This is a genomic window from Domibacillus sp. A3M-37 (genome assembly GCF_024213455.1).
In the GTDB taxonomy this organism is placed as follows: Bacteria; Bacillota; Bacilli; order Bacillales; family Domibacillaceae; genus Domibacillus; species Domibacillus tundrae.
Genome location: NZ_JANAVL010000002.1, coordinates 235,545 through 247,657 on the forward strand (window position 1 = coordinate 235,545; position 12,113 = coordinate 247,657).

10 protein-coding genes and 1 riboswitch are annotated in these 12,113 nt (G+C 43.5%); of the genes, 6 read left to right on the forward strand and 4 right to left on the reverse strand.

Features of this window, described 5'->3' with window-relative positions; all coding sequences use genetic code 11:
* Positions 1-13: 13 nt before the first annotated feature.
* The gene (locus NLX67_RS05345; RefSeq protein ID WP_046179744.1) at positions 14-526 is read left to right on the forward strand and encodes a divergent PAP2 family protein; all 513 of its coding nucleotides are present in this window, start codon (positions 14-16) and stop codon (positions 524-526) included.
* A 32-nt stretch (positions 527-558) separates the two neighbouring features.
* Here the strand turns inward: NLX67_RS05345 and NLX67_RS05350 are convergent, their stop codons facing one another.
* Together NLX67_RS05350 and NLX67_RS05355 are read right to left on the reverse strand one after the other, a co-directional pair.
* Positions 559-834 (reverse strand): hypothetical protein, encoded by a 276-nt coding sequence (locus tag NLX67_RS05350; RefSeq protein ID WP_254310662.1) that lies wholly within the window; start codon positions 832-834, stop codon positions 559-561.
* 174 nt (positions 835-1,008) lie between these two features.
* Positions 1,009-2,268, reverse strand: coding sequence for an NAD(P)-dependent malic enzyme (locus tag NLX67_RS05355; RefSeq protein WP_254310663.1), 1,260 nt, complete (start codon positions 2,266-2,268; stop codon positions 1,009-1,011).
* A 223-nt stretch (positions 2,269-2,491) separates the two neighbouring features.
* Positions 2,492-2,597: riboswitch (SAM riboswitch) on the forward strand.
* A 202-nt stretch (positions 2,598-2,799) separates the two neighbouring features.
* Here NLX67_RS05355 and NLX67_RS05360 point away from each other — a divergent pair.
* Positions 2,800-3,900 carry a methionine biosynthesis PLP-dependent protein gene (locus tag NLX67_RS05360; protein WP_254310664.1) on the forward strand — a complete coding sequence of 367 codons (1,101 nt, stop codon included), beginning with the start codon at positions 2,800-2,802 and terminating at the stop codon, positions 3,898-3,900.
* Positions 3,901-3,905: 5 nt separating this feature from the next.
* Positions 3,906-5,051: a cystathionine beta-lyase gene (gene metC, locus NLX67_RS05365; RefSeq protein WP_254310665.1), complete on the forward strand. Its 1,146-nt coding sequence runs from the start codon at positions 3,906-3,908 to the stop codon at positions 5,049-5,051.
* 45 nt (positions 5,052-5,096) lie between these two features.
* Here metC and NLX67_RS05370 read toward each other — a convergent pair whose 3' ends face one another.
* Together NLX67_RS05370 and NLX67_RS05375 are read right to left on the reverse strand one after the other, a co-directional pair.
* Positions 5,097-5,348: a GlsB/YeaQ/YmgE family stress response membrane protein gene (locus NLX67_RS05370; protein ID WP_046179738.1), complete on the reverse strand. Its 252-nt coding sequence runs from the start codon at positions 5,346-5,348 to the stop codon at positions 5,097-5,099.
* Positions 5,349-5,499: 151 nt separating this feature from the next.
* Entirely contained in the window at positions 5,500-5,928 is a 429-nt protein-coding gene (locus NLX67_RS05375; RefSeq protein WP_046179737.1) for an OsmC family protein, read from the reverse strand.
* Positions 5,929-6,210: 282 nt separating this feature from the next.
* Here NLX67_RS05375 and NLX67_RS05380 point away from each other — a divergent pair, with 282 nt between their 5' ends.
* The 3 genes from NLX67_RS05380 (at position 6,211) to NLX67_RS05390 (ending at position 12,021) form a co-directional block, all read left to right on the forward strand.
* Positions 6,211-7,782 (forward strand): peptide chain release factor 3, encoded by a 1,572-nt coding sequence (locus tag NLX67_RS05380; protein ID WP_254310666.1) that lies wholly within the window; start codon positions 6,211-6,213, stop codon positions 7,780-7,782.
* A gap of 123 nt (positions 7,783-7,905) precedes the next feature.
* Positions 7,906-10,980 carry an efflux RND transporter permease subunit gene (locus NLX67_RS05385; RefSeq protein WP_254310667.1) on the forward strand — a complete coding sequence of 1,025 codons (3,075 nt, stop codon included), beginning with the start codon at positions 7,906-7,908 and terminating at the stop codon, positions 10,978-10,980.
* A gap of 252 nt (positions 10,981-11,232) precedes the next feature.
* Positions 11,233-12,021 (forward strand): TerC family protein, encoded by a 789-nt coding sequence (locus tag NLX67_RS05390; protein ID WP_254310668.1) that lies wholly within the window; start codon positions 11,233-11,235, stop codon positions 12,019-12,021.
* Positions 12,022-12,113 lie beyond the last annotated feature (92 nt).

Below are 12,113 nucleotides of genomic sequence, written 5' to 3' on the forward strand. Positions count from 1 at the left end.
TGGAGGGGTATGAATGGAAAAAATGAATCGTGGCATTTTAACGGCAGTATCAGCAATTGGTATTGCACAAGGATTAAAAATTATTACTCATAAAAAATTGAGTGGGGAGTGGGACTGGAAGCAGGCATTCACAACGGGCGGCATGCCAAGCTCCCACTCAGCAGGTGTAGCGGCATTAGCTTCTTACGTAGCAGCAAATAAAGGCTGGCGCCATACGGAAACGTCACTCGCCACCGTATTTGGTGTCATTGTTATGTATGATGCACAAGGCATCCGCCGCCATACGGGTGAAATTGCGCAGCTTGTGAATGACCTTGAAGACAACCTTGTTAAATTTTCCGGCGAGTTTCCAAGTTTTGAATATGTACAACGCGAAAAAGAACTGAAAGAGCTTCTTGGCCATCAGCCGGTGGAAGTGGGAGCAGGCGCCCTATTAGGGGTATTGCTAGGTTTTGTCTCTGCAAAAATTGAGGACGGCATCCGAAAATCAGAACGACGCCTAGTGTTAAGAGAACATCAAGAATAAACAAAAATAAAAAGCACCCGGCGGGGTGCTTTTTATTTTACTAGTTGGAATACGATATGACGGTTCATGACCGGTTTCAGCTTAAAAAGAACGTGGCTCATCACTTCTTTTTTCATAACGGCTGAAACGGCCGGCGAGAGGGTCAAAGATTGGATGAAAAGTGTTGCGCGGCGTTCAATATAGTGGATAATTTGATCTTTGTAAAACAAGTCGCGCTTAGTGATTTTCTCCTCAATTTCGTTTGTAAGCTGTACAGCAAATTGCGTGACAGAATACTCGACTCCACCGTAAAATTCAGCTACTGTCATAGCTCATTCACTCCTTCCTCCGTTTCCTATTTGTCAATACTTACTCTTATATCTTAACATAAAATTTACAAAACTTTAATACTTGGATGATATTTATTTACAATTCCTTTTATTTATATGTTGAAAACATCTTTTTATACATAAAAAAACCCTGAATGTCAGGGTTTTTTATGTTCAAGATATTGTTAAAGCAGTTGGGCGAACTTGAAGAGAAGAAAGCTGGTACGTTTTATGGCGGATTGCTTCAACTGATACATGTTTTCTTGCCACCCCAGAATCCATTGCTGATTGTGCAACAGCAGCAGCTACTTCCGGTGCGACACGCGGGTCGAATGCAGAAGGAATAATGTAATCTTCCGAACGCTCATGGTCGTCTACAAGAGAAGCAATAGCATATGCGGCAGCTATTTTCATTTCTTCATTAATATCAGAAGAACGTGTATCAAGCGCTCCGCGGAAAATGCCTGGGAAGGCGAGAACATTGTTTACCTGATTCGGAAAATCAGACCGCCCAGTGCCGATAATGCGGACACCTGCTTCTTTTGCTTCTGCCGGCAGTATTTCCGGATTTGGATTAGCCATTGCAAACACGATCGCATCACTGTTCATTGTTTGTATCATGGCAGGTGTCAGTGCTCCCGCTACAGATACACCAATAAACACATCGCTGTTTTTGACTGCTTCTTCAAGCGGTCCGTTCACTTTATCTGGGTTTGTAAACGAAGCGATTTCTTCTTTTACTGGATTCATACCGACAGCCCGTCCTTCATAAATAGAGCCTTTCGTGTCGCACATAATGATGTTCTTCACCTCAAATTGATGAAGGAGTTTTGCGATAGCGATACCGGCTGAGCCGGCGCCATTTATGACGATCTTTAATTCGTGAAAAGACTTATTCACAATTTTCAATGCGTTTATTAAACCCGCAACAGTGACAATAGCAGTTCCATGCTGATCATCGTGAAAAACAGGGATGTCCATTTCTCGTTTCAAGCGCTCCTCAATAATAAAGCAGTTTGGTGCTTTAATATCTTCTAAATTAATTCCTCCGAAAGAAGAAGCGGTCAATTTGACCGTTTTAATAATATCTTCAATATCATTAGTGTTAATGCAGATTGGAAAGGCATCAACCCCACCGAAATTTTTAAATAAAATAGCTTTTCCTTCCATGACGGGCAGCGAGGCATCAGCTCCGATATCTCCAAGTCCAAGAACAGCGGAACCGTCTGATACGACCGCAACTGTATTTGCTTTCATCGTATAATCATAAATTTTTTCCGCGCTTGCATGAATGTCAAGGCAAGGCTCAGCCACACCGGGTGAATAGACAAGGCTCAGATCTTTTAAACTCGCAACTGACATTTTTGCGGTTGTTTCCAGCTTTCCCTGGTAATGACGGTGAAGATCAAGTGCGTCCTGTCGAAAATTTTTCAATGAATTCCCTCTTCTCTCTGTTATAGTACAGTTTTGATATTGAGATTTATTTTATAAAACAGAATCAACAATATCAACAAAATTTTCTGAAAATTTATTTTTGTATTGTATCGTCTTTTTAAATGATTGTAAATAGAATTGGGCAAAAAACGTCCCAGAAATAAAAAGGTTGTCAGCTTTCTCTTTTTCCTGTACATTATAAAAAATAAGACTAACTAAACAAACCTTATCAAGAGAAGCGGAGGGACTGGCCCGACGATGCTTCAGCAACCGGCCCGAGTGGCAAAGGTGCTAAATCCAGCGGACCGACACCGTCCGGAAGATGAGAAGAAGTGTAAAAACAAGCCTTCTTCCAGGGAGGCTTGTTTTTTTTATCCCGCATTAGCGGGCAGTAAGACTCCCTTTCAAGATTCTCAGAATAAGATAGGTGAGAGATTCAACTGCCCGTAAAAGCCCGATTGGTTCACCTAACCATCAGTGGGGCATGCCCCCACCGATGGAAGTTTCACTTTATAAAAAGGAGCGATTTTGATGACAAATATTGAAACAAAGCTTGCACAAATTGGAAACCGGACGAATAATCCGACTGGAACGGTTAATCCGCCTGTTTATTTTTCTACAGCGTATCGTCATGAAGGAATTGGCATGTCAACAGGCTACGATTACGTCCGGACCGGCAATCCGACCCGGGAAGTCGTTGAAAAAGCAATTGCAGACCTTGAAGGAGCAGACGCAGGTTTTGCATTTTCATCCGGCATGGCCGCGATTCATACATTGCTGTCGTTGTTTGAACCGGGTGACCATTTTTTAGTATCAGCTGACTTGTACGGCGGAACATACCGCTTGTTTGAAAAAGGCTGGAAAAAGTTTGGGCTGGATTTTACATACGAAAGCTTCGAAGATTTAACAGAAACGAAAAAGCGTGTAACAGATAAAACAAAAGTGATTTTTCTAGAGACGCCGACAAATCCGCTCATGAAAGAAACAGACATTGCAGCTGTAGCTAAATTTGCAAAAGAGCTCAATCTCATTTTAGTTGTGGACAATACGTTTTATACACCCGTGCTGCAGCGTCCGATTGAGCAAGGCGCGGATATTGTCCTTCATAGCGCAACAAAATATCTCGGCGGACACAATGATGTATTGGCAGGCTTAATCGCTGTAAAAGGGGAAGAACTGTCAGCAAAAGTGTTTGAATTCCAAAATGCGATTGGCGCTGTTTTGTCACCGTTTGATTCGTGGCTGCTCGCCCGTGGCATGAAAACATTAAGCCTTCGCATGAAACAGCATAGCGAGAATGGCCAAAAAATTGCTTCGTTCCTGAAATCACATGATGACATTTTAGATGTGTTATACCCTGGGCAGGGTGGAATGCTTTCGTTTCGTTTAAAGTCGGAAGAATGGGTAAACGGTTTTCTGCAAAATATGCAGCTTGTTTCTTTTGCGGAAAGCCTCGGCGGAGTGGAAAGCTTTATTACATATCCCGCAACACAGACACATATGGACATTCCGGAAGAGATCCGTATCGCAAATGGTGTCTGTAACCGGCTGCTGCGTTTCTCGATTGGCATTGAGCATGCGGATGATTTAATTGCCGATCTTGCGCAGGCATTTGAAAAAATGAAAGGGTGAATAAATTGAGCGATTATACATTTCAAACAAAATTATTGCACAACGACCATAAATTTGATCCGAATACGGGAGCTGTCAGTGTACCAATTCAGCATGCTTCCACGTTTCATCAGCCAGATTTTGATTCATTTGGCCAGTACGATTACAGCCGGTCTGGGAATCCAACACGCGAGACGCTTGAGGCGGCAATTGCAGAATTAGAAGGAGGTGTTCGCGGATTTGCGTTTGCTTCCGGAATGGCGGCCATCTCTACAGCTTTTCTATTATTGTCAAAAGGTGATCACGTTGTCGTTACAGAGGATGTATATGGCGGCACGTTCCGCATGGTTACATCCGTATTAACGCGTTTTGGCATTGATCATACATTTGTTGATATGACAAATCTTGATGCGGTAGCAAAAGCGATTCAGCCGAACACGAAAGTCATCTACATGGAAACTCCATCAAACCCTTTGCTAAAAGTGACGGACGTTGATGGTATTGTAAAATTAGCGAAAGCGAACGGCTGTCTGACGTTTTTAGACAATACGTTTTTAACTCCATATTTGCAGCGTCCAATTGAGCTTGGCGTAGATCTTGTTTTACATAGCGCAACGAAATTTTTATCCGGACATAGTGATGTGCTGGCAGGTCTTGCTGTTGCGAAGGATGAAGAATTAGCGTCTAAGCTATATACACTTCAAAATTCGTTCGGGGCTGTGCTCGGCGTGCAGGATTGCTGGCTTGTGCTTCGTGGCTTAAAAACATTGGCGGTGCGAATGGAACAGTCGCAAAAAGGTGCGGCTGAAATTGCTCATTACTTAGCTTCTCACCCGAAAGTGAAAAATGTTTATTATCCGGGGCTTGTCTCTCATCCTGGACACGCTGTTCATTTCCGGCAGGCTGCAGGAGCAGGCGCTGTATTATCATTTGAACTTGAAAACGAAGATGCAGTACGCCAATTCAGTGCCCAAGTAAAAATCCCGGTGTTTGCTGTGAGTCTAGGGGCAGTCGAATCTATTTTGTCTTATCCGCCGAAAATGTCGCATGCGGCAATGCCGGATGAAGAACGGAATAAACGAGGCATTACAGATGGTTTATTGCGCTTGTCCGTTGGGCTGGAGTCGCCCAACGATTTAATTCGCGATTTTGAACAAGCGTTTGACCAATAATAAAAAAACGTCATCCCGGACAGGGATGACGTTTTTTGCTGGACATTATGCGTGACGCATTTTTTTAAGGATAAAGCTGACAATGGCAACGAGAATTACCGCACCGATTAATGCTGGAATAATCGCCATGCCGCCAATATCTGGTCCCATGTCGCCTAGAAGAGCACCGCCGACCCATGCACCAATAATACCGGCAATAATGTTGCCAATGATTCCGCCTGGAATATCCTTACCTAAAATAAGTCCTGCTAACCAGCCGATGATCCCACCGACAATCAAGAAAATAATGAATTCCATGATGTGTTTCCTCCTAATAAAATAATTTGTAATGCCTTGATGGTTTATATATTCCCGATATCTAAAATATAAAACCAAAAAAGCCAATAAAAATTAATTCGAAATATTTTGATAATTTTATACATAAAAAAAGAAAGAGCGAGGCCCTTTCTTAATATTTCCGGATTGAAAAATCGCATTCACCTTCAAGTGCTTTAATAAGCGGGCATAATCCACTTGCTTCATCAATGACACGCTGGTCAAGAAGTTCATTAAACCGGCCGCCATAAAACTTTACATGGAGCATGATGCTAAGACGATGGCCGCCCCGTTCAGGATCTTTTAAAACATCAACTTGTGCAGCAACATCGGCGAATGCTTCTTCTGCGTGATCGTCGATACCTGCCGCCTGTTGTACCGCATTTTGGTAGCATGCAGCGATTGAGGCTCCGAATAACTCAAGGTAGTTCGTCCGCAGCTGTCCTTTGCCGCCTAAAATAGCTGGTGTTGTTATATCAAGATTCAGCGGGCCTTCTTCTGTATAAATGTTTCCTTCCCGCCCGCCTTTTGCGTTAACGGTTACACTGTAAACAGGTTCCATTCTTAATCACTCCTTATCAGGTCAAGTTTACTCTCTTCTCTATTTCCCTTGATATCTTTGCATCAAACAAATTAAATGACTAACTTTTGACCGAGAAAGTTTCCGGCAATTTAACCCACTCCTTTAACTTTCATTACACATCCACATCTGACTAGTTTATAATTAACACCGTCGGTTCTTTAACTGTTTGAAAAAAGACGTAAAATTAAACTAATACTTACCTAATATATGTTATTTGAATCAACAGAATATAAACGCGTAAGGAAAGAAAGGAAGAATAGCATGACATCATTTAAAGAAGATGTATTATCAAGACGAACATTTGCGATTATCTCCCACCCGGATGCCGGGAAAACAACCATGACAGAAAAATTGCTTCTATTTGGAGGCGCGATCCGCGATGCTGGGACGGTAAAAGGAAAAAAATCCGGCAAATTTGCCACATCAGACTGGATGGAAATTGAAAAGCAGCGGGGGATTTCTGTCACTTCCTCTGTGATGCAGTTTGCCTATAGCGGCTATAACGTAAACATCCTTGATACACCGGGTCACCAGGACTTCTCGGAAGATACGTACCGGACATTAATGGCGGTTGACAGCGCGGTAATGATTGTCGATGCCGCAAAAGGAATTGAAGCGCAGACGCTCAAGCTCTTTAAAGTATGCCGGATGCGCGGTATTCCCATTTTTACATTTATCAATAAATTAGACCGTCAAGGAAAAATGCCGCTTGAACTGCTTGAAGAATTAGAAGAAGTGCTTGGCATTCAATCATATCCGATGAACTGGCCGATTGGCATGGGGAAAGAATTTTTTGGTATTTACGATCGGTACAACAAACGTGTTGAACAATTCCGGACAGAAGAAGCGGACCGTTTTTTGCCGATTGATGAAGAGGGTCATATTGCCGTCGACCACCCGATTAAAGAATCGTCACTTTACACAGAAGCGATGGATGATATTATGCTGCTCAATGAAGCGGGCAATGACTTCTCACGTGAAAAAATTAACTCAGGTGAATTGTCACCGGTCTTTTTTGGCAGTGCATTGACGAACTTCGGTGTACAGACGTTTTTAGAAACATATTTGCAGTTCGCACCGGCACCGCAGCCGCGCGTTGCTGACGCTGGCGAAATTGACCCGCTAAATGAACAGTTTTCTGGGTTTATTTTTAAAATTCAAGCGAACATGAATCCGGCTCACCGTGACCGCATTGCATTTTTGCGTATTTGCTCGGGTAAATTCGAACGGGGCATGGCTGTGACGCTTGCCCGGACCGGGAAATCGACAAAAGTATCACAGTCAACGCAATTTCTTGCGGATGACCGGAGCACTGTCAATGAAGCCGTCAGTGGGGACATTATTGGCTTATACGATACCGGGACGTATCAAATTGGCGACACCCTTACAGGCGGCAAGCCGATCTTCCAATACGAAAAACTGCCGCAGTTTACACCAGAACTGTTCGTGAAAGTGGCGGCCAAAAACGTCATGAAGCAAAAAAGTTTCCATAAAGGAATTGATCAGCTTGTGCAGGAAGGTGCGATCCAGATGTATAAAACGGTCCGCACAGAAGAATACATTCTCGGCGCGGTTGGACAGCTTCAATTTGAAGTGTTTGAGCACCGGATGATCGGCGAATACAATTCAGATGTGCGTATGGAGCCGATCGGGCAAAAGATTGCCCGCTGGATTGAAAATGAAGAGGATATTACCGATGCGATGTCTTCTTCGCGAAGCACACTTGTTCGCGATCGCCACGGGAAGCTTGTTTTCTTATTCGAAAATGATTTTGCGCTCCGCTGGTTCCAAGACAAGCATGAAAATATCCGCCTTTATAACTTAATGGGGTAATATTTTAGGAAGTCTCTTCAGGAGGCTTCTTTTTTTGTGATAAAAAGCGTTCAATTTGGTCAGACAGCTTCTCATTCGGTATAGTAAAAGAATAGATATTTGGGAAAAAGAGGAGGAAATAGATTGAAGTTAAGCAAGTTTTCGATTGACCGGCCTGTATTTACGACGGTCATCATGTTTTTAGTCATAATTCTCGGAATTGTATCGCTTATGCGTATTCCACTGAAATTAATTCCAGATTTAAATCCACCAATTGCTGTTGTGGTCACCACGTACGACGGAGCGGGACCGACAGAGGTTTCTGAAAAGGTAACCAAGCCCCTGGAGACAAATTTATCGACGCTGCCGGGGATTGAAAATATTTCATCAACATCGCAGGAAGGCTCCAATTTTATTTTGCTTGAATTTTCCTGGAGCACCAATATTGACGATGTTCAAAATGATGTGCTGCAGCGAATCGGTCAAACGCCGATGCCGGAAGGAGCCGGGGAACCGCAATTTTTAAAGTTTGATCCATCACAGTTCCCAATTATTCAGCTTTCCCTGCAGTCAGACGGGGAAGCGAATCTTGAACGGCTGGCAGAAACGCTCCAAACGGATCTTTCATCTGTTGAAGGGGTGGCGAATGTAAACGTCACGGGCATTACGGCGGATGAAGTGATTGTCGAGCTTGATGAAATTAAAATGGAAGATTACGGAATTGGACAGGCGGACATTGTCCAGCTTATTCAAGCAAACAATATCTCATTACCAGGCAGCACTGTGGAGTCAGAAGGCAAAACATTAACTACGCGTGTGGTGAGCCAGTTGACTTCTTTGGCTGATATTCGAAATTTGACGGTGTCCGTAAATCCACTTAATGGAGAAGAAGTAACCGTTGCGGATGTCGCATCAGTTGAAATGAAACCGTTAAACGAAAATACGGTCACGCGTGCGAATGAAAAACCGGCGGTCCTGTTAAGTATTTTACAGGAATCCAATGCGAATACAGCAGATGTATCAGAAGGATTCCAGGAAAAACTGGATGAACTGCTCTCAAGAGAGCAATATGAGTCTGTGCAGGCGGATATTTTATTTGACCAGGGAGATTACATCCGGCTGGCGATTGGAAACATTGCTAATTCTCTTATTGTCGGCGGGGCGCTGGCGATGGCTGTGCTGTTTTTTTTCCTGCGCAATATCAAAAGCCCGCTTATTATCGGTGTAGCCATTCCGTATTCTGTTATTGTGACGTTTGTGCTTATGTATTTTGCCGGATTTAATTTAAATATTATGACACTTGGTGCATTAGCACTTGGCATCGGAATGCTTGTTGATAACGCCATTGTTGTCATCGAAAATATATACCGTCATTTATCAATGGGAAAAGATTCGAAAACGGCTGCTTATGACGGGGCAAAAGAAGTAGGAGGGGCCATTACAGCTTCTACGCTGACAACGGTCGCTGTGTTCTTGCCGGTCATTTTCATCTCTGGCATTCTTGGGCAGATATTCAAAGAATTCGCGTTAACTATTTCTTTTAGTCTTTTGGCATCCCTTGTTGTTGCGCTAACTGTCATTCCCATGATGGCGAGCCGATTTTTAACGGCAGTTCCAGCTGATCTTGAATTTAAACGTCAAAAATCACGGCGTCTTGTTGCGTTTGAAAAAGCGGTCCGCTGGTCACTCGCTCACCAGGCCATTGTCCTTGTTACGGCAGTTGTATTGCTTGCAGGAGGCGTCTTTGGCTTAACAAAGGTGGGCACGCAATTTTTACCGCCAACGGATGAAGGGTTTGTGACCGTCCGAGTAGAAACAGAAAGCGGTACTTCTCTTGAAGAAACAAATAAGGTTATCGAAGCCGTGGAACAGGTGCTTTCTGAAGAGGAAGACACACAAGTGTATGTCAGCTTGATTGGCTCCACGCAGGAGGAAGCGTCCCGAGGTACTGGTGAAGCAAATGAAGCAGAAATGTATGTGAAAATGACAGAAGAGCGAAGCCGGTCCATTTTTGAATTTGTTGATGATGTTAAACCGGCAGCCGAAAAAGTGGCACAAGCGGTTAATGAAACAGCCGAAGTGACTTTTAGTCTTCAGTCCGCTTCAGGGACGGCGCCGCAGACATTAACCTTTAGCGTGCGTGATACAGATTCAAATCGGCTTGATGAAGCAATCGAAAAGATTCAGTCAGAAGTTGAAACCATAAACGGAGTAACGGACGTGCAGACAGACCGCGATGAAACGGTTCAAGAAATTCAAATGACCGTTAATCGCGAAGATGCACAGTCTGCAGGATTTGCACCAGCGCAAATCGCACAAATTGTTAACAATGCTACTCGTGGTGTGTTCGCTGCTCAAATTATTGAGGACGAATCAGCAGAAGTTAAAGCAGTGTACGTTCGTTATGATCAAAATGTTACGGCGAATTTGGAAAAATTAAAGAAGATGCTTGTGAAGACGCCATCGGGCAATTTTGTTCCGCTTGAATCGCTGGCGGATATTGCTGTTACAGACGGACCAGTCAACATCCGTCATATTGAAGGACAAGATGCGGTTCAATTTACCGTTACGTATGCAGCGGATGAAAACCTCGGTAATATTTCAGAAGCTGTAGACAAGCAGGTGGAAGACCTCAATTTATCCGATGAAACCGTCTTATCCTATAGCGGTGATCAGGAACTTCTCGATAATTCAAAAGACGATATGATCATGGCTATAGTTTTGGCCGTGGTGCTTATATACATTGTGATGGCCGCGCAGTATGAATCGTTTAAATATCCATTCGTTATTATGTTTACTGTGCCTCTTATGATCATCGGGGTGGCATTGTCGCTTATTATAACAAAATTGCCGCTCAGCATACCAGCCATTATTGGTATCCTGATTCTTGTTGGCATTGTTGTCAATAATGCGATTGTAATTGTCGATTATATTTTGCAGCGAAAACGTGAAGGATATGCTGGAACGGAAGCGATTGTTCAATCTGTAAAGGACCGGGTCCGGCCAATTTTAATGACGGCATTAACGACCATTCTGGGGTTGATCCCGCTCGCATCAGGAATTGGCGATGGCACGGAAATCAATCAGCCGATGGGCATTACCGTCATTGGCGGATTAATTTCCAGTACGTTTTTGACATTGTTCGTCATTCCCGTCGTCTTCAGCTTGTTTGACCGGCAGACGCGAAGAAAAAAAAGTTTACAGGGCGACGATAAGTAAGTATAATCAATATTGTAGAACAAACTGAAATTTCTTTTGACGAATAGTCGAAGGGGAGTAGCGTTAGGTGTAAACCTAAAGCAGCGTCGTCATTTCGTGGATATTGTATCCATCGGCGCTGTTGGCATGAAGACGAGACATGCTCAGCGAGACCTTTGCCTGAATCATAGGCAAAGGTCTCGCTTTTTTTTGTTTCTTTATTTATGTCGGTTTGTGAAAAATAAATAGAAGAAGTGGAAAGGGGAATAATCAATGGATACAGCATTATTACTTGAGTATGCCTGGGTACTCGGCGTTCTCATCATTCTTGAAGGGATTTTAGCGGCAGATAACGCAGTCGTAATGGCTGTCATGGTAAAACATTTACCGAAAGAAGAACAGAAAAAAGCGTTGTTTTACGGACTAGTAGGGGCGTTTGTCTTCCGAATTGCTGCACTGTTTCTTATTTCGTTTCTTGTGCAGGTTTGGCAGGTGCAGGCAATCGGAGCACTTTACTTGTTTTTCATCTGTTTCAGCCATCTGTATAAAAAGTGGAAAGAACGAGATGAGGATCTGGAGGGGCATGGTGTAGAGAAAGAATTGAAGGGTTCTTCTTTCTGGATGACGGTGCTGAAAATTGAAATAGCGGACATTGCCTTTGCGGTTGACTCGATGCTTGCAGCTGTGGCGCTTGCAGTGACTCTTCCAGAAACCGGCTGGGGACAAATCGGTGGAATTGACTCCGGCCAGTTCCTTGTTATGTTCCTCGGTGGTTTTACTGGTGTCATCATTATGCGTTTTGCGGCAACGTGGTTCGTTCGTTTGCTGCAAAAGTATCCGACGCTTGAAACAGCTGCCTTTTTAATTGTCGGCTGGGTAGGTGTGAAATTGGCTGTCTTTACATTATCCCATCCGTCACTTGCCATTCTCGATCAGCATTTCCCTGAATCAAAACTGTGGAAGCTCACATTCTGGATAGTCCTCGTTGGCATTGCGGTGGGCGCATATCTTGTCGCCCGAGCAAAAGGCCCGGAAAAAGATATTGAAGATCTAGGCGCATAAAAAGAAACGCTTCGAACATCACAGTTCGAGGCGTTTTTTGGTTTAAAAAAGAAAGTTTAGGCGTATAGAAAGGTATGAACGAGTGAAAAGAG

Coding starts and splice junctions, on each gene's coding strand:
- NLX67_RS05390 (WP_254310668.1), top strand. CDS start 11,233: ATGGATACAGCATTATTACTTGAGTATGCCTGGGTACTCGGCGTTCTC.
- NLX67_RS05375 (WP_046179737.1), bottom strand. CDS start 5,928: ATGGAACCTGTTTACAGTGTAACCGTTAACGCAAAAGGCGGGCGGGAA.
- NLX67_RS05350 (WP_254310662.1), bottom strand. CDS start 834: ATGACAGTAGCTGAATTTTACGGTGGAGTCGAGTATTCTGTCACGCAA.
- NLX67_RS05345 (WP_046179744.1), top strand. CDS start 14: ATGGAAAAAATGAATCGTGGCATTTTAACGGCAGTATCAGCAATTGGT.
- NLX67_RS05360 (WP_254310664.1), top strand. CDS start 2,800: ATGACAAATATTGAAACAAAGCTTGCACAAATTGGAAACCGGACGAAT.
- NLX67_RS05370 (WP_046179738.1), bottom strand. CDS start 5,348: ATGGAATTCATTATTTTCTTGATTGTCGGTGGGATCATCGGCTGGTTA.
- NLX67_RS05380 (WP_254310666.1), top strand. CDS start 6,211: ATGACATCATTTAAAGAAGATGTATTATCAAGACGAACATTTGCGATT.